Genomic DNA, 25,485 nt, shown 5'->3' with positions numbered 1-25,485 from the left:
CTCTATTCATCAGTTTAATCTGGCATCCTCAAGTCGAGGCCAAACGTGGCCAAACGTAGCCACTATCTCTGCCAAACATGGCCCATTCTGACTGCCGCAGCAGACATGATGGAATTGTTCACGAATGGGATACGCCCTGCTGTCTGTCTCGAAGATTCAGTTCCATGACCAGGATGTCTCTGGGACTCGAGCTAGAGGAACCTAGAAGGGGAACGCGGTCTCATAAAAGACGTCTAAGAACCCGACTATCAATCTTTTGCGATCCAGCATAAACCTCTATGCTCGGTTGCTGTAGGAACTATATATAGGTTCAGTTTATGACTCACTTGACCATTGTTGACGGGTTCAAAACAGCCAAATGAAGTTGAGGGGTAAGAGTGGAGTAAACTTTAAAAGATTTTATGATTTTAATGAAATCCTAATTTGAACCGTTTTTTGAGGTTTGGCTGATAAATGGGTTCGAGATTAGCCATCTGCTGCTAATTTCAGCGTTAAACGGGGTCGCTAACGGTCAGGGGTCAAGACCAATTCTAAAGTCCCGCAGTAAAAAGGAGCGAACTAACCGGCTCGATTAATAAGTTCCCAAATACTATGCATGATTTTTCGACGTTAGTTGAGCTGCTGCGTTACCGCGCCCAACACCAATCTGATCAGACCGCATTCATCTTCTTGCAAGACGGTGAAACGGAATCGGCGCGACTCACCTACAGCGATCTTGATCGACAGGCCCGTGCGATCGCAACTCAACTCCAGTCTTTGGGAATGGCTGACGAGCGGGCGCTACTGCTGTATGCCCCAGACCTGAGCTTTGTTACGGCATTTTTTGGCTGTCTCTACGCAGGGGCGATTCCCGTCCCGGCCTATCCGCCGCGCTCTAAGCAAATGATGGCCCGCTTAGAGGCCGTGATTACGGATGCCCAGGCTAAGGTCGCTCTGACAACCGCAGGTCTACTGAGCAAAATTGAGCAGCAGTTGGGGGGGCTATTATCGCTCCAGTGTCTAGCAACGGATACATTAGATGTGGCGCTGGCTGACGGCTGGCAGGAGCCTCAGCTAACGGCCCAAAATCTTGCTTTTTTGCAGTACACCTCTGGCTCCACCGGTAACCCCAAGGGGGTCATGGTCAGCCACGGTAACTTGCTGCATAATTCTTCTTTGATTTACGACTTCTTTGGTCACAGCGCTAAAAGTCAGGGCGTGATCTGGCTTCCGCCTTATCACGATATGGGATTGATTGGTGGCGTTCTGCAGCCGCTCTATGCGGGGTTCCCGGTGGCTCTGATGCCGCCCGTGGCGTTTTTGCAGAAGCCCGTGAGCTGGTTGCGAGCAATCTCTAATTTCAGGGCGACAACCAGTGGTGGTCCCAATTTTGCCTACGATCTCTGTGCGCGACAGGTGAAGCCTGAGCAGTGTGAAGGTCTAGATCTAAGCCATTGGAATCTAGCTTTCACAGGGGCGGAGCCGATTCGGGCTGAGACCCTTGATTTATTTGCAGAGACCTTTGCGCCCTACGGGTTTAAGCGCGAAGCCTTTTATCCCTGCTACGGGATGGCGGAGACGACGCTGATTACGACGGGGGCTGTTCATCAAGATCCGCCGGTTCTCAAAACGATTTGCGAGGAGGGGATTACCCACAATCGTGTGGTGTCAGGAACTCCCGATCAGCCCGGAACGCGCACGGTGGTCAGTAGTGGGCGGGTGCCCGCAGACTTGAAGGTTGCGATCGCAAATCCCGATACTCTGACTTCAGTCGACAACAGCGGCATCGGAGAGATCTGGGTTTCTGGCCCCAGTGTCGCCCAAGGCTACTGGCAGCAAGCTGAAAAAACAGAGCAGACCTTCAACGCTTATCTGAAGGATACCAAAGCTGGTCCCTTCCTCCGCACAGGCGATTTAGGCTTTCTGCAGGACGGAGAGCTATTCGTCACAGGACGCCTCAAAGATCTGATTATTATCCGGGGACGCAACCACTATCCTCAAGATATCGAAGCGACAGTGGAGCAGAGCCATGAAGCCCTCCGTCCTGCCTGCGGTGCTGCTTTCTCCATGGAAGTAGAGGGAGAAGAGCGTCTCGTCATTGCCCAAGAGGTCCAGCGAACCGCGATTCGACGATTGGATAGTGACGCCGTGACCGCCGCAATCCGCAAAGCTGTTGTTCAGCAACATCAACTCCAGCCTTGGCAGATTGTTCTGCTCAAGACCGGCAGCATTCCCAAGACCTCCAGCGGTAAAATTCGACGATTTGCTTGCCGCCAGGGTGTGGTCGAAAATAATTTAAATGTTTTGGGTCAGTGGATTGATCCCGCATCTGCCCAACCGCTCGAGCAAAACGTTTGTGAGTCGTCGAGCGAGTCGCCGAGGCCTCAGCCTACATCTGCAATGGCAGAGGCTATCCAAGACTGGCTGAGAAACAATATTGCGCGGCGTTTGGGCCTGCAGACGGCTGATATTGATCCTCATCAGCCCTTTTCTGAAAGTGGCTTAGATTCGATGGCTGCCGTTCAGCTCACGGGAGAGCTACAGGACTGGTTAGGCCGGTCTCTGTCACCCACCTTGGTCTATGACTATCCCTCGATTGCAGCCTTAGCGCACTACCTGGGCACTGAAGCCGTTATTCAGGCTCCGCAGATAGAGGGTCATGCCGTAGAAGCGATCGCGGTTGTCGGCATGGGCTGTCGTTTCCCTAGAGCAGAAAACCCTGACGCTTTTTGGAATCTATTGTCCAACGGCGTAGATGCCATTCAAAAGGGCTGTAGCCGCGTCCCCCACGCTCCGGGTGGCTATCTAGAGCAGGTTGATCAGTTTGACGCTCAATTCTTCGGCATTTCTCCCCGTGAAGCGGAGTATATGGATCCGCAGCAGCGCCTTTTGCTAGAGGTGGTTTGGGAAACCCTAGAGCAGGCCGGCATCCCGCCCCACCAGCTCGCGCAGACGGCCACGGGCGTCTTCATCGGCATGAGCAGCTCTGACTATGCTCAAATGCCGCAGGACGTGAGCGCCTATTCCGGTACCGGCAACGCCCACAGTATTGCCGCCAATCGCCTGTCCTATCTGCTTGATTTGCGCGGCCCTTCTCTCGCGGTGGATACGGCCTGCTCCTCTTCACTAGTTGCGGTGCATCTCGCTAGCCAGAGTATCCGCCAGGGGGAATGCGATCAGGCGCTCGTCGGCGGCGTCAATCTGATTTTATCCTCAACCCTGACCGACACCTTTGCTCAAGCCGGAATGCTGGCCGCGGATGGCCGCTGTAAAACCTTTGACGACAGCGCCGATGGCTATGTGCGCGGTGAAGGCTGCGGCGTTGTGTTGCTCAAGCGTCTATCGCAGGCCCAGGCCGATGGCGACAATGTTCTGGCCGTGATTCGGGGTTCCGCGATCAATCAAGATGGTCGCAGCAACGGCCTCACGGCACCCAACGGTCCCGCGCAGCAGGCGGTGATTCATCAGGCTCTCGCGCAGGCCCAGGTGACGCCGGACCAAATTAGCTATGTGGATGCCCACGGCACGGGAACGTCTCTCGGTGACCCCATCGAGATGAGCGCTCTCAAGACGGTTCTACTCCAGGATCGAGACCCCGAGCAGCCCTGCTGGATTGGGTCGGTGAAAACGAATATTGGTCATTTAGAAGCAGCGGCGGGAATTGCCGGACTGCTGAAGATTGTGCTGGCGCTGCAGCATGAATCCATTCCTCCCCATTTGCACCTAAACGAGATCAACAGTCTGATCGATCTGAAGGGAACGCCCCTTGACGTGCCGACGCAGCATCGGGCATGGTCGCAAGCTCAAAGATTTGCTGGGGTGAGTTCCTTTGGCTTCGGCGGCACCAATGCCCATGTGGTGATCGAGGCTGCGCCTCAAGTAGCTGAAGTGCCTCCGACCCCTCAGCCTGACCGGCCTTGGCATCTGCTAACCCTATCGGCGAAGACCGAACCCGCGTTGAGGGAATTGGTTCTTAGCTACGTTGATCATCTGCAGACCTCGCCGAACCTAGCGGATCTTTGCTATTCAGCGAACACAGGGCGCTCGTCCCTGGAGTATCGCTTTGCCGCAGTATCGGATTCGATTTCAACGCTGGAACAACGGCTGACGGACTATCTCGAAGGGAAAAAAACGGCGCATAGTGGTGCGGCAGGGGGATCTCAAACAGCCTTTCTATTCACGGGGCAGGGGTCTCAGTATTCGGGGATGGGGCGACAGCTCTATAAGACACAGCCTCTATTCCGAGAGATTTTAGAGAGATGCGATCGCATCCTTCAGAACTACCTTGACCAGTCCCTCCTCGACATTCTCTATCCTCCGAACGCTGCGTCTGAGTCTACGCTTGAGCGAGATCTGCTCGATCAGACCGCCTATACGCAACCGGCTCTATTTGCCGTGGAATACGCCCTCTGTCGGCTGTGGCAGTCCTGGGGCATTCAGCCCGCCGTGGTGATGGGGCACAGTGTCGGGGAATATGTAGCGGCCTGTGTGGCCGGTGTCTTCTCTCTAGAAGATGCTCTAAAGCTAGTGGCGACGCGCGCGCATCTGATGCAGAAACTGCCGCAAACGGGAGCGATGGTGGCTATCTTTGCCTCGGCAACCAGAGTGCAGGAAATGCTGCAGCCCTATGCTGCCTCGGCAACCATTGCGGCTGAAAACGGGCCAGAGAACATCGTGGTTTCAGGAGATCACCAGACCATTGAATCGATGGTGGCCGACCTTACCACTGCGGGTATTAAAATGCGGTGGCTGCGGGTTTCCCATGCCTTTCACTCGCAGCTAATGGCCCCCATGCTGGATGCCTTTCGTCAGGTAGCGAATGAGGTAAGCTATCGTCTGCCTCACTTACCCTTAATCTCTAACGTTACCGGACAGCGGGCTGCAGAAGAATTGACGCATGCCGATTACTGGTGTCAGCACATTCTGGAAACGGTTCGCTTTGAGAGCAGCCTGCAGACCCTCAATACAATGGGATGCCAAACATTCTTAGAGATCGGGCCGCAGCCCACGCTGCTGGGGATGGGACGGCGTTGTCTACCCAAGAGCACAGGGGCATGGTTACCCAGTCTGCGGCGGCAGCAGGCTGATTGGCTGCAGCTTTTGCAGAGTTTAGGGACGCTTTATACCCAAGGGTTGGCCCCCAATTGGTCTCAATTCGAAGCCGGATATCACCGTCAGCGTCTACCGTTGCCCACCTATCCTTGGCAGCGGCAGCGTTATTGGCTGGAGCCAAAGACTCTCCCGATCAATGCCTCAGAAACCTCAGTTGTGCAGTGGATTAAGCAGGGGCAAACGGAACCGCTGGCGCGGTGGCTGCAGCAGTCGATGGCGCTTTCGGCAGATCAGGCGGCGCTTCTCCCCACGGTCGTTAACCACTTGGTTGAGCAGCACCAGCAAGAACAGCAGACTTCTGCTCTAGAAGACTGTCTCTATCAGGTGGACTGGCAGCCGCAGTCTGTGGATGCCTCTGCAGTGGCGACGGGCCGCTGGCTGTTGCTGATGGATCCGGCGGGCGAAGCGCTGGCAACGCAGTTAGAGACCCAGGGACATACATGCCTGCGGGTCTATGCGGGTGCGGCCTACCACCATCAGGGCCAGAAATGGCGGATCGATCCGAGTCAGCCAGCAGACTGGAAACGCCTCTGGGCTGAGGCTTTGACGGATGAGCAGCCACCGCTGGCGGGCATCCTGCAGCTCTGGAATTTAGCGTCAGATCGGCCTGAAGCACTGGCGCAGATCGCAGACTGTCAGGCCGTTCTTTATCTCTTGCAAACCCTGACGGCGGCGCTGCCCACGGCGCTGAAGCTGCAGCCCCGATTTTGGATTGTCACCCAAGAGGCGATTCGATTGCCATCGGATCAGAACATGGAGCAGCGGCTGGCACAGTCTTCTCTCTGGGGTCTCGGCAAAGTCTTAGCGCTGGAGCATCCTCACCTTTGGGGTGGTTTGGTTGATGTAGACACCTTAGGCTCGGCGGCACTGCTAGCTGAGCTGGCACACCCCCACACAGAAACGCAGGTTGCACTTCGAGGACAGCAGCGCTACGTGGCCCGTCTGCAGCGCTCGCAGGTCCCTGTTCAAAACGTGAAACAAGCAATTTGTCACCCGCAAGGCACCTACCTAATCACGGGTGGCCTGGGAGCGTTAGGTCTGCAGGTGGCGCAGTGGCTGGTGACCCAAGGCGCGCGATCGCTGGTGCTGGTGGGTCGTAACGCCCCCTCTGCAGCGGCGATAGAGGTGCTGCAGTGCCTAGAAGAACAGGGTGTTGTGATCAGTACGGCACCAGTTGATATTTGCGATCGCAACCAGCTCCCCACTCTCCAGTCAACCCTTGCATCTAGCCCACCTCTACGGGGCGTCATTCATGCTGCTGGCGTTTTGAAGGACGGCATCTTAGAGCAGCAAACCTGGGAGCAGTTTCAGCAGGTCATGGCTCCAAAAGTCACGGGTGCCTGGAACCTCCACACTTTGACTCAGGATCAGCCCCTCGATTTTTTCGTGATGTTTTCGTCAGCGGCTTCGCTTTTAGGCTCTCCGGGACAGGGGAACTACGCCGCTGCTAATGCCTTCATGGATGCCCTGGCTCACTTCCGTCGTCAGCAACAGCTTCCGGCTCTGAGCATTAATTGGGGACCGTGGGCACAGGCAGGCATGGCCGTCCAGAATGAGAAGACGCTGACGGCTAGTGGTATTGATCCCATTCCGGTGGCTCAAGGACTGCGTCTACTGGAGATGCTGATTGCGAATGGAGAAGCCTTCCCCGCTCAGGTGGGGGCGCTGTCGGTGCGTTGGTCAGACTTGGGTTCCTATGCCAGCAGCCCTTATTTACAGGCTTTGATACAGGCAAAGCCTAGCGTTCGTGAATCGCGAATCTTTGAAACGCTTAAAGAGATGAATATTTGCGATCGCACCTCCCATCTCACCCACTATCTGCAGCAGCAGATTGCCCACGTCCTGCATCTCCAGCCCGCCAATATTGATATTGAAGAGAACCTGCTAGAGAAGGGATGCGATTCTCTAATGATGATGGAGCTACTGAATCAGATCCAGCAAGATCTGCAGTTGATGCTCTATCCCCGCGAGTTCTACGACCGCCCCCGCATCCAAGTCTTTGCCGCCTACCTTGCCGAAGAATTTGAGCGCAGCCACGGTGCTCAGCCCCTAACCGATGCGTCTGATCTAGAAGAAGACCTCGACACCGATTTCCAGACTTTTGCTACGCCGACCGCCAAACCCACCACCACGGATCCCCCGAGCGATCGGCTCCCCGGCATTGTCTTTATTCTGTCGAGTCCCCGTTCCGGTTCCACCCTGCTGCGCGTTATGCTGGCGGGGCATCCGAGGCTGCTCTCAACACCAGAACTGCATCTGCTGCCTTTTGAAACAATGGCCGAACGGGCCAAAGATCTGTCGCTGTCGAATCTGGGCGAAGGCCTGCAGCGGGTGCTGATGGACCTCAAAGGGCTAGGAGTCAAAACCAGCCAGTCACTGATTCAAGATTTGGTGCAGCGGTCCTCACCGATTCAAAACGTCTACGCCATGCTGCAGGAGCTGGCCGGCAGCCGCCTACTGGTGGATAAGTCTCCCACCTATGCCATGAGTCTTGAGACCTTAGGCCGAGCTGAAGAAATCTTTGCCGACGCCAAGTACATTCATCTGGTGCGGCATCCCTACGCCATGATTGAATCCTTCGTCCGCATGCGAATGGATAAGCTGATTGGGGCGGGTGACGGTAACCCCTACCGCATCGCTGAAAGTATCTGGACCCGTAGCAATCAAAATGTGCTGCAGTTTGCCAAAACCTTGGGCAGCGACCGCCATCACTTGATTCATTACGAAGATCTCGTGAGCGAGCCACAAAAAGTGATGCAGCGGCTCTGTACCTTTCTCGGGATTCCCTTTGACCCTTCAGTGCTGCAGCCCTACGACGGTCAGCGGATGACCGATGGGCTCCATCAGCAGTCGCTTTCCCTCGGCGACCCGAACTTCTTGAAACACAACCGTGTTGAAAAAGCCTTGGGTGATGCCTGGAGAAAAATTAGACTCCCCCACAAGCTCGGAAATTTTGCCCGTCACATCACGCTTCAACTGGGCTATGATCTGCCCGAGGCTGAACCTGAACCCGGTGCAATGCTGGCGGAAACCTCGCTCTCGCTGGGCGATCTAGAACTCTGTCTCTGCACCTGGGGGCCAGAAGAGGGTCCTCTCGTTCTCTGTCTACATGGCATCCTAGAGCAGGGAGCCGTTTGGGATCCGATTGCGGCGCAGCTTGCAGCGCAAGGGTACCGGGTCATCGCTCCCGACCTGCGAGGACACGGGAAGTCAGGCCGTACGGTCACTTACCAGCTCCAGGACTTTTTAGCAGATCTCGACCAGCTTGTTCCAAAACTAACGGATCAGCCGGTTACTCTAATCGGGCATTCTCTGGGTTCAGTGGTTACCGCCCTGTTTGCCAGCGTGCGGCCTCAGTGGGTACGGCAGTTGATCCTGGTTGAAACGATTTTGCCTGCTGCTGAGAACAATACCGATCCAGCCAATCAGCTCTTGACCCATCTTGATTATGCTGCGTCTCCGCCGGAGCATTCCCTGCTAACAGATCAGGCTGCTGCCGCCCATCGTTTACAGCAGGCTACCCCCAGCCTCTCGCCCCAGTTCGCTCAGCTTTTGGCGGAACGCGCCACACAGACTGACGGCGTAGGAGTGCGCTGGCGTTGGGATCCGATCTTGCGGACGCGCACCAGTTTGCGCGGTGCGCCGTTTGATCGAGAGGGCTATCTGCAACTTTTGCGGCGCATTCAAATGCCGGTGACTCTCGTTTATGGTGACCGCAGTCGCTTCAATCGTCCCCAAGACTTAAGCGATCAGCAGGCTGCTTTACCCCATGCCCAGCAAATCACGCTGCCGGGAGGGCATAACATTCATTTAGATGCATCCGCAGAGCTATCTCAGCAGATTTTGGCTCTTCTGGACTCGGCAGAGGTTCAAACCCGTGAGCAACACTAGGCGTCCCCTGCCGCTTTCTCTGCTCTGGGAACTTCCCTTGGCCGTGCTGTCCTTTTGCTTTTTCAAGGTCGTGAAGACGTTGATTGGGCTTTTCTATGGGATTTATTTGAGTCGAGATCGCAACCGAGCGACCCAGTGGCAGGTTCTCTCTACCGACGTGTTGAGCATTCCCATCGTGCTCCCGGTGCTGATGACCAAAGGCCCCCGCTGGAACACCCACGCCATCATTGGCACCGTCGGTCCTTTTGCTGCTCAGGAAGCTATTTCGATTGACCTGACTCCTCCGCGCCAATCGGCGCAATCCTGGACCATTGTTGTTTATCGCTATCCTGACTATGCCACCGTGGCCCAGCTCAGCTCACTCGAACAGGGTGCAGAGCTACAGCACACCCTCAAAGTCGCACCCGGAAAATATAGTTTGGCCCTCCGATATTACGAATGTTCGGGAGCTGTTGAATTCCCCAGCGTTCAGGCCGATGCCGTCACCGTTGCGCCAGGAGCCGATGATCAAACTCCTGCCGACACCGAAAACCCATCATCGTCAGAGCCGCCCACTATCAATGCCCAGACGGCTTCTGCAGAGACCAATGCGTTTTATCGCCATCTAAGCGATCGCCACAACGGGTTTTATCTTGCACTTCACTACTATATCTATACGCTCCTTCAGCTTCGCCCCTGGCTGCCAGAGGCCTTTGTCACCCGAGAATATCTACCCGTGGGCAATCCTGACACAGCCTTTTTCTATGACTATGTTGAAGCGCAGCAGGCTCTCTCTCTCTCCCTGCACCCTACGGCGTTACAAAACTACGATATTTACTTCACGCTCTATAGCCGTTCTAGCCTGCCCCTGTTTTACACCAAGATTGAGCAAGAAACCGTGACGGTTCCTCCCTTTCCTACTAAAGGTTACTATCTCATTCGGACTCGTCCTCGAAACGTGCAGGTACCCCCACCTGACTCACAGCTTATTCAGGTTGCTTTTACGGCCTAAAGCAGGGGTATTTATGAGTAAGAAACTCATCCTTTTTCGTCACGGTAAGTCTGACTGGAGTGCGGTTTATAAAAAGGATTGCGATCGCAACCTCACAAAGCGGGGTATTGAAACCGCCAAAACAATGGGTCGTCTATTGAGCAATGCAACACCCGATCTCGTGATTACTTCTTCTGCTGTCAGAGCCAAACGAACAGTGGAGCTAGCCCTGCAGGCGGGACAATGGGGCTGTCCAGTCCAGGTCACCAATCAGCTTTATGAGGCTAGCCCTACCCAGGTTCTGACTATCATTCATCAGGTCGCTATCGAGATCAATACTTTGCTGTTAGCAGGCCACGAACCCACTTGCTCAGCTTTAGCATCACAGCTGATTGGAGGGGGACAGCTCCGCTTCCCTACGGGAGCAATAGCGCGGATCGATTTTGATGTCGATATTTGGCAACAGGTTACCTGTGGGCAAGGGGTTCTTCGGTGGTTGTTGCAGCCTAAACTTTTTCAGCCGTAGGTTCTTTAAATCGACCATCAATGGCATACAGCCAAGATGATCGATGGATTCTAAGAACAAAGGGTAGACAACACGAATGCTGACTACCCTTTATTTATATTGGCTGGAAGCAAAGTCGGCTGACTTCAACTTCCAAAGAGGTCTACTTTCCGGCTCCCACCAAAGTTTTGCCAGAAGACTTGGCCGCCAACTGACCAAGAATGGCATCCACGTTCTCCCGAGCATCACCAAACAGCATGTCAGTGTTCTCTTTATAAAACAGAGGATTATCAACACCTGCATAGCCGCTACCAAGGCTGCGCTTCATAACCACAACATTTTCAGCGTTCCAAACTTCGAGAACCGGCATCCCGGCAATGGGGCTGTTGGGATCTTCGATTGCACTGGGGTTCACCGTATCGTTAGCGCCAATCACAAGCACCAGATCGGTTTCACCAAAGTCATCGTTGATTTCGTCCATCTCCAGCACGATGTCGTAGGGGAGATTGGCCTCAGCTAGCAGCACGTTCATGTGACCGGGTAGACGACCGGCAACAGGGTGAATCCCGAAACGGACATTAGCACCGCGATCTCTCAGATTCTTCGTAATCTGAGCCACCGAATGCTGAGCCTGAGCCACAGCCATTCCATAACCAGGGGCGATAATGATGTTCTTGGCGTTCCGCAGCTTTTCAGCCGTCTCTTCAACGGTGGTCGGTGTCGCTTCACCTTCAATTTTCTTCGCTTCGCCGGTAGGTGCTCCAGTACCAAATCCGCCTAGAATAACGCTGAAGAAAGAGCGGTTCATCGCTTCACACATGATGTAGCTCAGAATCGCACCACTGCTGCCAACAAGCGCACCAATAATAATCAGCAGGTCGTTAGAGAGCATAAAGCCCGCCGCTGCAGCCGCCCAGCCAGAGTAGCTGTTCAGCATAGAAATCACCACCGGCATGTCAGCCCCACCAATGGAAACCACGAGGTGAATGCCAAGAAAGCTTGCCAGACCCGTCATAATCAACAGTGGCGTGAGGCCAGCGGCAGTGCTGTCAGCCCCCATGAACTGCACACCAAAGACAACGGTTGCCACCAACAGACTGATATTCAAAATATGGCGGCCGGGAAGCATTAGAGGCTTACTGCCCAAAATGGCCCGTAGCTTACCGAAGGCGATGATGGAACCGGTGAAAGTAACGGCCCCAATAAAGACACCGATATAGATTTCGATCTGGTGAATCACTTCTTCAGATCCAGTCAAACCTGACTCCGGCTGCAGATAGTTGCCGATTCCCACCAGTACGGCGGCTAAGCCGACGAAGCTGTGCAGAATGGCAACTAGCTCAGGCATAGAGGTCATGGCGACCCGAGAAGCTAAAATCGCCCCAATGATCACGCCGGGGATAATCACGGCAATGAGGGTTGTATATCCTGTCACCTGGCTACCTAGGGCAGTGGCGACAAAGGCAATCAGCATTCCGGCAATGCCGTAGAGGTTTCCTTTGCGGGCAGTCTCTTGGTTAGAGAGGCCAGCCAGACTTAGAATGAATAACGCACTAGCCGCAATATAAGCGACGGTGACAAGACTATTGGTCATAGCTAATTTCTTCTTCCGTAGCTGTTAGTCGGTACTGGGTAAATAGATTTAGATTTCAGAAAACGTATCAAATGGTGATGACGAGAATAACCGTCGCTACTCTCCCCCCAGAATTGGGGAGCTAGTTCAAAGTCGGTGATACTGCTCAACCACCCCTTACAAACACCCCACACTCTACTTACGGAACATCTGCAGCATTCGTTGGGTGACCAAAAAGCCCCCGGAGATATTGATGGTGCCCACTAGAATTGCGATCGCACCTAAAACAGTCGTCGGCGAGGTCAGCGGCCCCGAAATCTGGAGCATTCCGCCGAGAATAATAATGCCGCTAATGGCGTTGGTCACACTCATCAAAGGCGTATGCAAGGCTGGAGAAACATTCCAGATCACCTGCCAGCCCACAAAACAGGCCAACACAAACACGGTGAAGTGCGAGAGGAAAGATGGCGGTGCACCAATACCAACGCCCACTAACGCTAGACCTGCTAATACAGGCCACAGCAAACCTTTTAAAGGAAACGGTTCAGCTTCAACCACTGCAGTCGGTGCTTGGACCTCAGCTTTTTGCGCTGGAGCTGCCGCCGCCGGACTGGGTTCAGGCTTAGGGGCAGGCCAAGTGATCTCACCTTCGTGCATGACCAACGCGCCCCGCACCACCTCGTCTTCAAAATTGACATTGTAGTTGTCAGAGCCGCCCATATCCTTGAGCAGATGCCAGAGGTTGGTGCCGTACAGCTGACTGGACTGACTCGCCATCCGGCTAGGTAGATCCGTTAGACCCAGAATGGAAACCCCGTTGTGGCAATAAATTTCGTTGGGCTTCGTTAGCTCACAGTTACCGCCCTGCTCTGCCGCCATATCGACAATCACAGAGCCATCTTTCATGGCGTTTACCATTTCTTCGGTGATCAGCTTCGGCGCTGGACGACCAGGAATCAGTGCGGTAGTGACGATGATATCGACGTCATGGGCCTGCTCTAAAAACAGCGCCATTTCTGCGTCGATGAACTCTTTACTCATCGTTTTGGCATAGCCACCCTGGCCTGTGCCATCTTCTTCAAACTCAAGCTCTAAGAATTCAGCCCCCATGCTTTGAACCTGTTCTTTGACAACAGGTCGCGTATCAAAGGCTCGCACAATTGCACCCAAGCTACGGGCGGCACCAATGGCCGCGAGACCCGCCACGCCTGCACCAATTACCAGCACTTTCGCTGGCGGCACTTTACCCGCAGCAGTGATTTGTCCAGTGAAAAAGCGACCAAAGTTTTGAGCAGCCTCAATCACGGCTCGATACCCGGCAATGTTTGCCATCGAGCTAAGGGCATCCATTTTCTGCGCCCGCGAGATTCTGGGGATCGAGTCCATTGCCAGGACGGTTGCTTTGCGAGCAGCAAGCTGTTCTAGCAACTCAGCATTTTGAGCAGGCCAAATAAAGCTAATCAGCGTTTTATCTTCGGTGAGCAGCTCTGACTCATGCTGACTGGAAGCAGGATTCACCTGTGGCGCGCGCACCTTGAGGATGATTTTTGACGATCCCCAGAGGGTTGCAGCGTCAGAAACGATGTGACAACCGGCCTCTTCATAGGCGGTATCTGAAAAATTAGCGGCGGCACCGGCACCGGATTCGATCAGGACCTTGAAGCCAAGCTTTTGCAGCTTTTGTGATGTTTCTGGCGTAGCGGCAACGCGGCACTCTCCGGGAAAAACCTCTTTGGGAATTCCCACCACAAGCTGAGTCTGAGTTGATGCCTCTTGGGCTGGGCTGGTGTCAACTGCTTTAGAAACAGCAACAGTCATGAGCGCTCCTTTGTACTTTAGTAGGTATAAATACTTATTGCCTTGTTGGTATCCTAGCGCCTCAGTAAGGCAAATGGGTCAAGGCGATCGTGAGATAGAAGTAGCCAAGGGCTTAAAGGTCTTTACGGGCAATGGGGAGATAATTTCTACTGAATCTAAACTTCAGATTGAGTGCTGGCTGCTTGACTTAAGCAAGGAGAATCCATTTCTTAGGATCGCTTTCTGGATCAGGCTCAGCCGTGGGCAATGGTTCAAAACGCTGACATTCGTGACGTAAAAACTCCTGTAGTTAATGAGTGAACTAAAGCTTCGCTGGAGTTTTATTCAGTCCCGAGGATGAACTGATTTGGGTATAAGTTTTGAATTGTAGATCGATCCCTGAATAAGCGGCGCATATTTAATCTGTTGTATAGATTTCCCAACAATGCGGCAGATCAAGTTTCTCAGTGTTCTCAACGATCGTTCCAGTGGGCACACTCCCTAAAACACTGGAATCGGATGAATTCGATGAGAACACAGCGTCTATCGTCTGCCTTGCTATGCTCGATGCTCCTATGCGCCGGTCTGATCAACGCTTGCGGAGGCGAAACCAAAGTGGCGCAATGCCAGAAAGTCGGAGATATTGTCAACAGCTTGTCTTCAGTCACGCCCTCCCTGATGGATAAGCCGGGTGGTCTATCTACGCTATCGAAGCTAGCAACCCAAACAGCGACTGATTTAGACGCATTGAAGCTAGACGATAAAAAACTGAGCAATTTGCGATCGCACCTAGCTCAATCCATGCGAGAGCAAAGTCAAGCCACTCTCCAACTGGCCCAGCTTTCAGGTCCAAGCGGCAGTTTCGACGACAGCCCGCAGGCCCAAGCTGTGATCGCACAAAATACAGCGGCATCCCAATCATTCGTGTCCACATTCAATGCGACGCAAAGCTATTGCAAAAACGGGACGGCCCCAGAGGAATTGACCTCACAACCTGCCGCATAAAAACTGTGGCCATCAGAGTCCTCTACTGTTCTCATAAATCTTTGAAATCAATGCTCCCTCAACGAATGGGACACCGCGCCCCAATAGGGTTTGTTTTAGGTCTGAGTTTCTTGCTAGCCCTCGTGCTGCCCAGCACTGCGATTCAAATTTCTGATGTGGTGAATCCGCGACAGGCAAATGGGGGTTGGGTCTCAGATCAAGCTAATCTGCTTAGCGACAATGCAGAAGCTCAGCTCAATGCTTTACTCACCCAGCTAGAAGAGAACAATGGCGCAGAAGTGGCCGTCGTGACGGTGCCTGATGTTGCGCCCTCTGCTTCTCCTAAAGCCTTTACTACAGAACTGTTTAATACCTGGGGGATTGGGAAAGAGGGGCAAGATAACGGTGTGCTGGTGATGGTATCGAAGGGCGATCGTCGAGTTGAGATTGAGACAGGGTACGGGATGGAAGCAATTTTGCCCGATGCAAAGGTCGGGGCAATCATTCGCACCGAGATGATTCCAGAGTTTAAGCGTGAGGCCTATGAGACAGGGATTGTCAACGGGACTCTGGCCGTGGTTTTGGGAATTGCCCCAGATCTGAAGCTGCCAGATAGTATTTCGGAGCCTTTAACCCAAAAGGCAGCTGCCTTGGCAGTGGCGCGACATCAGGAAAAACTTTACAAGGAAGAACAAGCAAAACGGCGGCTTCAGTATCAACAGAAACGAGAAAAACAGAGACAAGTAGAACGTCAGCGTCAACAGGAGCGATCACTGGCTGAGGCGCGACGGCGGGTGGAGTTGGAGGCGGAACAACAGCAACGCTTGCCACTCTATAAGCAACTTTCAGTCTCTGGGGGATTGCTCTCGATTCTGGGGTTAGTTTGTTTCCTAAATCGTGTTCAAAGTCGATTGAAGGCTGCGCAGCTCACTCCCCATAGCCTCTCGACTGGAGGCCATTCCCAGGAGCAACAATTAAATGAAGGGGTAAGGCTACAGGCTGCCGCCATTCAATTGCCTCCGCTTGGATGGAGCATGTATAGCTATGGCGGTTTGGCAGGGGTGGGACTAGCGACTCTCAGCGCAGGTTTGATGGGATGGGCCATTGTGGCTTTGATGCGATCGCAAACTCCCTGGATTCTCCTGGCTATTCCTGCTGCATTTGTGGGTTTAATCAAGGGACAGTCGTTAATATTGAGATTGACGGCCTGCAGAGTGGCTCAACTGCAATCCAAGTTTTGTCGGCAGCGTGAGCTGAAACCCTGGTCAGCCAAGACCTTCTTTAAGACGTCTTCGGCCTCTGGATGTGTCAATTCTGCTCTGGTGGTAATCGGCATCCTCTGTTTCCTCTTTTATACTATCCCCGCCTTGACGGCAGCGACTGAACCAAGTAGCACGTTTGCTCCCGATGTGACTTCAGCACAGATCTCCGCTGCTTTTTCATTGGTGGTGTCTATCTATTTAGCCAACCTCTTACGGCAGCTCTGGCTTTCTTTTCAAAAACAACATCTAGAGAAACAAACCGCTTGCCGAGACTGTGGCTTTGGTCTCGGCAAGCGTGGCTTGACCCTCTCTGAGCAAGTGAGAAAAGCAACGCTGCACCCTGAAAGCTTAAGTAAAGCAGAGGCGATCGCGATCGATATCGGCAATATCAAATATCAGGCTTATAGCTGTCAGCATTGTCATCCTGAGCAGCGTCCCGGCACCGCTTATCTAAAACGCCGTTTCCGCAAGTCCAAGACTGACTGCCCCGAGTGTAAAGCCGATACCTTAGAGAGCGAAACGACACAGCGCAAATCTGGGGATTTGATTCACATCTACTACTACCGCACGGAAACTTGTCATTTGTGTGGCTATGAAAACATCAAACGTTGGCAGAAGCGCAAGCCCAAACCCAAAGTCAGACGTAGTTCTTCTTCGAGTTCAAGTTATTCGAGCGGGTCTAGCGGTAGCTATAGCTCGGGAGGAAGTGCTGGTGGTTCTTCTGGCGGCAGTAGTGGCGGCAGCTTTGGAGGCGGCTCCAGCGGCGGCGGTGGTGCGGGCGGAAGCTGGTAACGACAAGGCGATGCTCAATTTTGCAAAATTGCAGTTCCTCAAGTACAGCTTCGATCTGGGGAACCCTAGAACTAGCTTGTCATCTTGACTCAGCAGTTTTTCTTTGCCTCTCGAACACTCTATTTCTGCAACCGTGCTTCTAAACCAATTGAGATATTGCTATCGCATCTTGCCGACCTTTGCCTTGGGCCTAGGTCTCAGCTTCTTACTGTCATCGCTTGTTCCCAGCCAAGCCATTGAAGTGTCTGCCGTTCCCAACCCGCGTCAAAACAACGTCTGGGTCACAGATATGGCCAATCTGCTCAGTCCCAGCAGTGAAGATCAGCTCAATCAGATGCTCTCAGCCCTGGAAGCCACCAATGGTGCAGAGATTGCGGTGGTCACCGTACCGGATACGCAGCCCTCAGCATCGCCCAAAACGTTCACAACAGAGCTATTCAAGACCTGGGGAATTGGCAAAAAAGGGGTAGACAATGGGGTTTTGTTTATGGTTTCTAAGGGCGATCGCCGCACGGAAATCGAAACAGGCTATGGCGTAGAAGGAATCTTACCCGATGCAAGGGTGGGCAAAATCATAAGGCTTGAAGTGACGCCACAGTTTAAGCAGGGCAACTTTGATGAGGGTATCGTCAACGGAACCCAAGCCCTGATCGCCTTGTTAGAGAACGAAATCTTTGAGCCACCGACACCCTTAGAGCAAATCAATCGATACACAGGCGGGCTATTTAGCAGTGCAAATGCTGTGGCCGTAGTATTCGTCGCCATCGTAGCTGCGCAGCTAAAGAGAATGCTCAAGGGAGGGCAGCAGGCTATTTTAGTTGCGCCGCTGGGGCGCACAGTCTCTGTAAAAACGGATGACTGGAGAGGGCAGTGGGTGGCGGGCCTCCGTTGGTTAGCCGGAGACTGCTCGCCTTTGGAGGGTACAGAGCGACGCCCCCTCAAGCTGGGTATTGTTCTTAATCCAACCCGAACAGTGTTTCAAGGCTGGTGGACCTTGTTTGGCCTTTTTGCGGGGCTTTGGGTTGTGTCCTCCATAATTGCAGGAGGCATACTGCTGAAGCTTCTGCTCATTTGGGCCTGGTTCGGCTATGAGCTTTGGTGCTGCGCTAAACGCGATATTAAGGGAAGAAAAGCACTAAAGACCGTTATGGTTACGCTCTTTACGTTTAGTTTCGTAGCTTTGTTTATGATGCTCGTGATATTTAGCATCTTCGAGGAGTTCTTTTTCCTACCCTCCTTGTTTTTGGCGGCTTTTGGTGGTGCCTGTGCGGGGTCACTACGGCTGTTGCGATCGCTCTGTGAGCATAACGAAGTTCTGTGTTTATCGTGCGATGGCCCCATGCAGCCCCTCGCGGAAGATGCTCTACAACAGCGTCTCAAGCCAGCAGAACAAGCGGCGAAGAAAATCAAAAGTACGATTTACGAAGGTTGGCAGTGTCCGGCCTGCAGTCCTGTTCTGGCTCAGGATGGCTTTGATCTGCACCTGTTCTCTGAAGTCATGCGGTCCCAGAAATTTGAGCGCTGCAGCGACTGTGATGCCCTCACAGTGACGAAAATATCAAAAGTTCTCACACCTGCGACAACCCGTGTGGAGGGAGAAAGACTGGTGACGAGACACTGTGCCTGCTGTGACAAAACAATTGAAAAACGAGTGGCTATTCCGCGCCGCTCTAGCTCTTCTTCCAGCTCTTCTAGTAGTTACAGCAGCTATAGCTATAGCTCATCGAGTTCTTCCAGCTCTTCCAGTAGTTCTTCCAGTAGTTCTTCCAGCGGCTCCAGTTTCGGCGGGGGCAGCAGCGGTGGCGGTGGTGCGGGCGGGAGCTGGTAGTGCTCCGATTCTCTTTAATTTCGATTTGCTAACCCATTTTGCTTCCTGCTATGAATTCTAAAAACGTCATTCCTGAAGAACTCGTTCCTGTCGTGCTAGAAAAGGCAGGCCAGCTTTATCTACAGAATACTGGCCCTGAGGGCTACTCCCTTGAGGAACTGATGGATGCAGGTTCAGAAGCTCAGATTCCAGCCGAGCTGATTCAACAGGCATACAGACAGCTTCAGCGAGAGCAGGAGGATGCAAAGCGGCGTCAGACACAACAGCGGCAGTATTTGATGATCGGAGGTGCGATCGCAACTCTCCTCCCTCTCCTCGGAACCATCTGGTTTGGCGCAACCTACAATTCTCTCAACGCCTCAAAATCCACCGTCGAAGGTAAATGGGCACAGGTAGAAAACCAGATGCAGCGCCGTGCTGATTTGATTCCACAGCTAACGCAGGTGGCGCAGTCCTACGCCAGTTCAGAACAGCAGATGATTCAAGAGCTAGCGAAGGCCCAGACTGCTTTTCTTAATGCGGAAACGATTGCCCAGAAGCAGGCTGCAGATGGGGGGGTGAAAGATGCGATCGCAAACTTCCAAACTATCACCGCTCGCAATCCCTCCCTTCAATCCAACGAACTGTTCATCAACCTGCAGTACGAAATTGCCGGAACCGAGAACCGAATGGCCACTGAGCGGATGCGCTACAACCAAGCAGTCCAGATCTACAATCAGTCACTACGAGATTTCCCCACCGTTTTGATTGCTGGAGGCCTGAAGTTTCAAGCTCAGCCCTTTTTTAAGAGCGTCCAAAAGTAAGGACTGGTTGAGATACGCTTTCCTACAGCCAGCGACAAAATATCTAGGGTGAACGGAATTATGGCGAGCCAAAAGAAAGAACCCCAAGGTTGCGGATGCGGCAGTATTCCCTTCTCCGTCATTCTGCTCTTCTTAGGGGCTGGATATTGGTGGTTCAGTCAACCGCAAAATCGAGAGATCAGCCGATACGTCCCCCCCGATCAAACCCTCACGCTTCCGGTTCTAGATCTAACCGTCAATCTAAATCCATCAACTCCTGCAGTGCCCCCGGTGCCAACGCCGCTCCCCACCGCCATTCTTCCGGCCACAGATCCACCTGAGATTGAGAAGGCACCCGAGACGATCACAGCAAAGCCACCGCAGGAGAGAGACCAGCCTCAGTCACCTTGGTATCAAAAAGAGATGCGAGGAATTTATCTGAGCCGCTATCAAGTCACCAACAACGCCTCGGAAGAAACCATTCGCGAAAGAGTCCGCTACTACCGTTCCCAGGGATTTAACACCATTCTCCACGGCGTTTGGGGGAATGCCTGCACCATGTACAAGAGCAAGGTGATGGCAAAAAAGCTCGGCTACGATAGCTGCCCCAATAAGTTTCAAGCTCAGTGGCTAGACTGGCTCATAGATGAAGCCCATAAGCAAGATATGCAGGTTCATGCCTATTTTGAGAAAGGCATCAAGATCGATAAAAACAGTCCGCTTTTCGATTTAGCCATGTCACAGAAATGGACGGTTCCTGGTATTGACCGCACCTACAGTAATGTCGAACATCATGTCCTAGACGTAGCAAATCCTGAGGTGTCTGATTTTTTCAGGGATATCCTGGCTGAGTTTGCTCAAAAGTATCCCACCATTGATGCGGTTCAGTGGGACGACTACTTGGGCTACCATGCCGAACTCCCTGGAGATGTCGATCGAACAGAAAGTCTGACTAAATTTTCTCAAGCGATGATTCAGGCGATGAAAAAGGTCAATCCTGATGTGAGCTTCGATCTCTGTCACCACAACCCCTACTGGTCCAAACGATATTTCGCTGCTGACTGGAAAAACTGGGATGTGGACCGCGTCTTTGTGCAGGCCTATAACGAGGCTAATTTTGACAAGGAGCTAGAATATGCCAGAAAACATGCAGGCATTGCGATCACCGACAATCAGCTCCATCGTCTACCCGAGCTGATCGAGAATAAAGCCATTAAGAGCGTGTTGGTTTTTCCGCTCTCCGGCAAGCCCGAGACCACTGCGGCCAACGTCAATCGCCTGGTTTCAAAGAGTGTGCAGGATTCCTGATTTCGTCAAAAGCATAGAAAAAAGGACCGCCACATCTGACAATCCCTGTTTTGTATTGCGTATACCTTATAGAAGGCATAAGTATCATGACGGCCGGGGTGACGGGTCGCTGTGCTAGAGATCACAGACTACTGTGATCTAAATCACTGCAAAAAGTTAGGTTCACTATTCTTTATTCAAGATGTTGGCTTCAGGCTTGATGCAGTGATCCAAGATGCTTTGTATTAGACCTTCTAGCGTATATTCTGACGCTTCTACATCGACCCGTCCCAGAAGCTGTTCACAGGTGGCAGAGGTTTGGGGACCGATGGAGGCAATCTGAGCCTGTTGAATCCACTGCAGCCAGTTTTGTCCTGCAGCCGTGGCGGTATGCTGCAAAAGCTGACAGAAGCACTGAACGGTCTTAGAGCTGGCAAAGGTAATCACGTCAACAGACCGCGTCTGCAGCGCTTCTAGCACTGAGGGGCTGATGCTGCGGGTACACTGTGATTGATAGGCAGGGGCTTCGGTGATGTCTGCCCCCTGAGCTTTGAACTGAGCAACCAATACGTCACGCCCTCCGGTTTCAACCCTTGGGAACAGCATGGGTAGATCGCGAAGATCTTGCTGCGGGAAATGTTCGACTAGGGAGTCGGCCACAAAGCTGGGAGGGATAAAGTCAGCCTGCAGTCCTCTCTCTTTGAGGGTGGTGGCGGTTTTGCGACCCACAACAGCAATTTTGAGGTGACTGAGCGATCGCAAGTCTTTCCCATTCTCGATTAGCCGATCTAAGAAGTAGTTGACGCCGTTGGCAGAGGTGAGAATCAACCAGTGGAATTTTTCTAGGGTTGCGATCGCATCATCCAATTCACTCCAGTCAGAAGGCGGAACAATCTCGATAGCGGGCATCTCTAGGACCGTGGCTCCGGCAGTAGAGATGCGATCGCAAAACCCTTTCGCCTGAGACGCCGAGCGCGTCACAAGGACTGTTTTACCCGCAAGCGGTCGATTGGCATCAGTCATGGATAGAGAACGTGACAGCAGGACATCATTGGCTGGCGACACCCGCTTGAAATCCTCGGCAGATTGAAGATGGCTGGGAGCCGCAACCTCCAAGGATGATCGTAGAGTGACCACCTCACCCACAACAATAACCGCCGGAGACAGCACTTCACCTTGGATTTGCGGCTCAATTGTTGCCAGTGTTCCCACCCAAACCTGCTGCTGCGGCCATCCACCCCGACGAATAATTGCGATGGGGCGGGCTGGATCTTGCCCCTGCCGCAAAAGCTGCTCAATGATTGTCGATAAAGTCTGGGTGCCCATCAAAATCACCAGAGTCTCTATGTGCGCCACTGCCGACCAGTTGATGAGATCAGGCGCGTGACCACTGATGACGACAAAACTTCCGCTCAATCGCGCATCTGTAAGCGGAATGCCCGCCAGCAAAGGAGCCGTAAACACAGAAGAGAGTCCCGGCCACACCTGGGCCGCACAGCCATGTCTTTTCAACATCTGCAACTCAGCCGCTGTTCGTCCAAAAATGAAAGGATCGCCGCACTTTAAGCGCACCACCCGTTTACCTTGCTGACACTGCTCGACCAGAAGCTGGTTAATCTGGTCCTGTGGCGTGCTCGGCTGCCCTCCCCGTTTGCCGACTGACAAACGCACACAGTCTTCTGTCGCCAAAGTTAATATTTCGGAATGGATCAGGGCATCATAAATAAGAACCTCGGCCTGAACAATCAGGCTTTTCCCAGCCAAGGTTAGATAGGCTAGACCCCCAGGTCCAGCACCAACAATATCTACCTTGCCCTGCTGCTTACTCATTTCCCTGAGAGGTACAGGTCTCCGTTGACCCTGCCCATTATTGCGACCAAGCTGTTCAATGACATGAGTACAATGGAGCTAACATCTAGACTGCATTGTACGGTCAAACAAAGCTGGTTCTAGATTGGGGGTGCGATCTTGATCGCGCAAAGCCAGTTCTCAAGCCCGTCACTGGCTGATCGGGAATATTTCAGTTAGTTTTTTAGATGTGACCTTTAAGGAGGAGCAGATGCGTCGATCTGCAGTTGGAGTAACCTTAACGCTCCTGGCAATAGCTTTAAGTGGATGCAATTCTGGCAGTGAGCTAAAGTCAAATGCCATTTCAAAAGATACAAAAGCTGTGCCGTCTGACACTGTAGAGGCGACATCAGTTCCAGAGGTTGTCTCGATCGCTGCAGTGGATCAGAGCACAACAGCCCCGGCCACCGTGGCCCTGATCCGTCCAACAGATCCTGAAGAACGGGTGCGCACCATCCAGAGCGGTCGGGCCGATCCCTTCCGTCCTTTGGTTTCGCCAGCTCAGCCTCAAAGTCGCCCTGGTTCTGGCGTTCGTCCCAGCGCAGGCGGCAGCGGCGGGCGGACAGCGCCAGGTGCTAGACCAACAACAAGGTCGACAGCAGCCACGCGGGGCAGCAGCACTCGCCTCAGCCCACCCAGTACGGCTACTCCTAAATCGTCACCGAGTACTTCTCCGGGTAAAGCGGTGCTTCCCCCTTTACCAGCCCCCGAACCTACGGCGGCAAAAGAAGTTCAGGTTCAGGGAATTGTCGTGATGGCTGGCAGACCGCAAGCCATCGTCCAGGCACCGGAAGAGAAGACCGCTCGCACGATCAGCTCCGGCGATCGGGTTGCTAACGGTCGGGTTCTGCTGAAGGGCTTCGACATGAGCAACCCCGTTGCGCCTAAGGCCATTTTTGAAGAGGCCGGCATGGAAGTTGCCATCGGCGTTGGTCAAGAGCCTATTGTGCTCGCGTCTGCCAGCTCTCAGGCTCCCGTTCGGGGCTTGTATAAAGTCGGATTGAACTAGTCCGAGCCTCAGGCTTGGGTCGTCCTTTCTGAGTACAAAAGGGTAAGACTCCCCGATACAATAGCTAAGCAACCCATACCGAGACTGCTGATTCAGGTCGTCTCGGTATTGTGCTATTTGGCCTAGAGTCGTATCGGAGCGATTATTCCCTTGGCAAAACTCCCTCGATGGTTACGCAGACTACAGAGTCGCAGCGTCTGGAGCACAGCTTTCCAGCGACCGCTACTTATCGCTTTATTCGGTCTTTGCATGGTCGTGACGGTCGGTTGTCGCCAATGGTTTAGTTCTGCGCCAACGCCCAGCCCGACGCCGACTCCAAGCACTAGTCCGCCCGCGATCACTAGTACGCTGACGCTGGGAACCACAGCCAAAATTCGCACGCTGGACCCGGCAGATGCCTACAAAGTGTTCACGGGCAATTTGCTCTACAACCTCGGGGATCGCCTCTATACCTACAAAGAGGGCGAACTTGTGCCGCAGCTCGCAACGGCAATGCCTGAGGTTAGCGAGGATGGTTTGGAGTATCAAATCGATCTGCGTCAAGATGTTGTGTTCCATGACGGGACGCCTTTTGATGCCAAGGCGATGGCTTTTTCACTGCAGCGGTTTATTGATAACGGCGGGCAGCCCTCCTTTCTGCTGTCAGATACGGTAGAGAAAGTAGATGAGATCGCATCTCATAAGCTCAAGATTCGTTTAAAGAAGCCCTTTGTCGCCTTCCCAGCCCTACTTGCATTTTCGGGACTGACTCCCGTTTCTCCCCAGGCCTATACAGATCAGGTCGAAACCTTTCGGCGATCAACATTTGTAGGCACAGGCCCCTATCGCCTGACCAGCGATACCCTAGACAACCTCAAGCTCACCCCCTTTGACCAGTATTGGGGCGACCCCCCTGAGAACAAAAGCGTCACCGTCAAACGCTACAACAACGCAGCCAGCCTCTACAATGCCTTCCGTTCCGGCCTAGTGGATATTGCCTATCAATCCCTCAACCCCGATCAAATCGGGGTATTGGTGAGTACTGCAGAGCAAACGGGTGACTGGCAAACGATTACCGGTCCTGGCAGCAACATCACTTACTTGAGCCTCAACCTCCGAGATCCGCCGCTGAACAAAATAGAAGTACGGCAGGCCATCGCTCTCGTCATTGACCGGCAAAGTCTGCAAAATCGAATCTCTCGAGATCAGGTAGAGCCACTGTACAGCCTCATCCCCAGTATTTATCCAGAGTCAAAGTCTGTTTTTCGGACTGCCGCCGATATTAACCCAGCAGCTCAGGCAAAGGAGCGGCTCAGAGCAGGAGGCTATTCCAAAAGCAAGTCCATCAAGCTGACCCTTGGCTATCGCAGTAACGTCCCGAGCGATGCTCCAGCCGCTCAAGCCATCAAATCATCAATAGAGCGACAGCTTGATGGCTTGGTCACCGTAGATCTTGAGAGCATGGACTCTGCACAGGCTTACATCAGTCAAAATCAAGGGCGTTACAACCTGTTTATGCTCGACTACACCGGAGACTTTTATGATCCTGACACCTATATCCAGCCCTTCTTAGCCTGCAGCAAAGGATCAGAAGAAGAGGGCTGTCAGACCGGAGCGACGGTTGTGCAAGGGTCGTTTTACTATCGAGAACGCATGAACCAACTCATCGATCAAGAGCGCCAGTCTCAAGATCCACAGGAGCGACAAAAGATTTTTGCAGAAATTCAAGACATCGTGGCGGAAGATGTCCCCTATATTCCGCTCTGGCAGCGGCGTGAGTACGCATTTGCCCAGGATAATGTTAAAGGCATTCGATTGGAGCCGACCCAACATCTCCCCTTCTGGCCCCTCAAAAAATCCTAAAGCCTCAAAAACATTGAAGGTTAA

At 53.1% G+C, this 25,485-nt stretch carries 13 protein-coding genes; 10 read left to right on the top strand and 3 right to left on the bottom strand.

Annotation, left to right across the window (positions count from 1 at the left end; all coding sequences use genetic code 11):
- The first annotated feature begins 591 nt into the window (after window positions 1-591).
- The 3 genes from C1752_RS08795 to C1752_RS08785 are packed head-to-tail and all read left to right on the top strand — an operon-like array spanning window position 592 to window position 10,478.
- Complete coding sequence (locus tag C1752_RS08795; RefSeq protein WP_110985684.1) at window positions 592-8,982, top strand: type I polyketide synthase; 8,391 nt, start codon at window positions 592-594, stop codon at window positions 8,980-8,982.
- Window positions 8,969-9,973: a DUF6208 family protein gene (locus tag C1752_RS08790; protein ID WP_110985683.1), complete on the top strand. Its 1,005-nt coding sequence runs from the start codon at window positions 8,969-8,971 to the stop codon at window positions 9,971-9,973. The genes C1752_RS08795 and C1752_RS08790 overlap by 14 nt, the downstream gene beginning before the upstream one ends.
- A gap of 13 nt (window positions 9,974-9,986) precedes the next feature.
- Window positions 9,987-10,478, top strand: coding sequence for a SixA phosphatase family protein (locus C1752_RS08785; protein ID WP_110985682.1), 492 nt, complete (start codon window positions 9,987-9,989; stop codon window positions 10,476-10,478).
- A 142-nt stretch (window positions 10,479-10,620) separates the two neighbouring features.
- Here C1752_RS08785 and pntB read toward each other — a convergent pair whose 3' ends face one another.
- Window positions 10,621-12,051: a Re/Si-specific NAD(P)(+) transhydrogenase subunit beta gene (gene pntB, locus C1752_RS08780; RefSeq protein ID WP_110985681.1), complete on the bottom strand. Its 1,431-nt coding sequence runs from the start codon at window positions 12,049-12,051 to the stop codon at window positions 10,621-10,623.
- A 174-nt stretch (window positions 12,052-12,225) separates the two neighbouring features.
- Window positions 12,226-13,848, bottom strand: coding sequence for a Re/Si-specific NAD(P)(+) transhydrogenase subunit alpha (gene pntA, locus C1752_RS08775; RefSeq protein WP_110985680.1), 1,623 nt, complete (start codon window positions 13,846-13,848; stop codon window positions 12,226-12,228).
- A gap of 507 nt (window positions 13,849-14,355) precedes the next feature.
- Between pntA and C1752_RS08765 the strand changes: the two genes are divergently transcribed.
- From C1752_RS08765 to C1752_RS08740, 5 genes are all read left to right on the top strand, one after another.
- On the top strand, window positions 14,356-14,832 hold the full coding sequence (locus C1752_RS08765; protein WP_233501474.1) for a hypothetical protein: 477 nt from the start codon (window positions 14,356-14,358) through the stop codon (window positions 14,830-14,832).
- Window positions 14,833-14,882: 50 nt separating this feature from the next.
- Window positions 14,883-16,865, top strand: coding sequence for a TPM domain-containing protein (locus C1752_RS28900; RefSeq protein ID WP_233501472.1), 1,983 nt, complete (start codon window positions 14,883-14,885; stop codon window positions 16,863-16,865).
- A 133-nt stretch (window positions 16,866-16,998) separates the two neighbouring features.
- Window positions 16,999-18,693 (top strand): TPM domain-containing protein, encoded by a 1,695-nt coding sequence (locus C1752_RS08750; protein WP_233501469.1) that lies wholly within the window; start codon window positions 16,999-17,001, stop codon window positions 18,691-18,693.
- A gap of 50 nt (window positions 18,694-18,743) precedes the next feature.
- Window positions 18,744-19,496: a LemA family protein gene (locus C1752_RS08745; protein ID WP_110985677.1), complete on the top strand. Its 753-nt coding sequence runs from the start codon at window positions 18,744-18,746 to the stop codon at window positions 19,494-19,496.
- A 60-nt stretch (window positions 19,497-19,556) separates the two neighbouring features.
- Window positions 19,557-20,783 (top strand): family 10 glycosylhydrolase, encoded by a 1,227-nt coding sequence (locus C1752_RS08740; RefSeq protein WP_110985676.1) that lies wholly within the window; start codon window positions 19,557-19,559, stop codon window positions 20,781-20,783.
- A gap of 165 nt (window positions 20,784-20,948) precedes the next feature.
- Here the strand turns inward: C1752_RS08740 and cobA are convergent, their stop codons facing one another.
- On the bottom strand, window positions 20,949-22,592 hold the full coding sequence (gene cobA, locus C1752_RS08735; RefSeq protein WP_110985675.1) for a uroporphyrinogen-III C-methyltransferase: 1,644 nt from the start codon (window positions 22,590-22,592) through the stop codon (window positions 20,949-20,951).
- 229 nt (window positions 22,593-22,821) lie between these two features.
- Between cobA and C1752_RS08730 the strand changes: the two genes are divergently transcribed.
- Entirely contained in the window at window positions 22,822-23,619 is a 798-nt protein-coding gene (locus C1752_RS08730) for a hypothetical protein (RefSeq protein WP_110985674.1), read from the top strand.
- A 150-nt stretch (window positions 23,620-23,769) separates the two neighbouring features.
- Window positions 23,770-25,461 carry an ABC transporter substrate-binding protein gene (locus tag C1752_RS08725; RefSeq protein WP_233501467.1) on the top strand — a complete coding sequence of 564 codons (1,692 nt, stop codon included), beginning with the start codon at window positions 23,770-23,772 and terminating at the stop codon, window positions 25,459-25,461.
- The last annotated feature ends 24 nt before the right edge of the window (window positions 25,462-25,485 follow it).

The sequence above is a fragment of the Acaryochloris thomasi RCC1774 genome (assembly GCF_003231495.1).
Classification (GTDB): domain Bacteria; phylum Cyanobacteriota; class Cyanobacteriia; order Thermosynechococcales; family Thermosynechococcaceae; genus RCC1774.
This window is presented reverse-complemented; position numbering and strand designations above follow the sequence as displayed.

Excerpts from the sequence above, each read along its gene's own strand:
- pntB (WP_110985681.1), bottom strand. The coding sequence starts at position 12,051 with ATGACCAATAGTCTTGTCACCGTCGCTTATATTGCGGCTAGTGCGTTA.
- C1752_RS08785 (WP_110985682.1), top strand. The coding sequence starts at position 9,987 with ATGAGTAAGAAACTCATCCTTTTTCGTCACGGTAAGTCTGACTGGAGT.
- C1752_RS08740 (WP_110985676.1), top strand. The coding sequence starts at position 19,557 with ATGGCGAGCCAAAAGAAAGAACCCCAAGGTTGCGGATGCGGCAGTATT.
- pntA (WP_110985680.1), bottom strand. The coding sequence starts at position 13,848 with ATGACTGTTGCTGTTTCTAAAGCAGTTGACACCAGCCCAGCCCAAGAG.
- C1752_RS08745 (WP_110985677.1), top strand. The coding sequence starts at position 18,744 with ATGAATTCTAAAAACGTCATTCCTGAAGAACTCGTTCCTGTCGTGCTA.
- C1752_RS28900 (WP_233501472.1), top strand. The coding sequence starts at position 14,883 with ATGCTCCCTCAACGAATGGGACACCGCGCCCCAATAGGGTTTGTTTTA.
- C1752_RS08795 (WP_110985684.1), top strand. The coding sequence starts at position 592 with ATGCATGATTTTTCGACGTTAGTTGAGCTGCTGCGTTACCGCGCCCAA.
- C1752_RS08730 (WP_110985674.1), top strand. The coding sequence starts at position 22,822 with ATGCGTCGATCTGCAGTTGGAGTAACCTTAACGCTCCTGGCAATAGCT.
- C1752_RS08765 (WP_233501474.1), top strand. The coding sequence starts at position 14,356 with ATGAGAACACAGCGTCTATCGTCTGCCTTGCTATGCTCGATGCTCCTA.
- cobA (WP_110985675.1), bottom strand. The coding sequence starts at position 22,592 with ATGAGTAAGCAGCAGGGCAAGGTAGATATTGTTGGTGCTGGACCTGGG.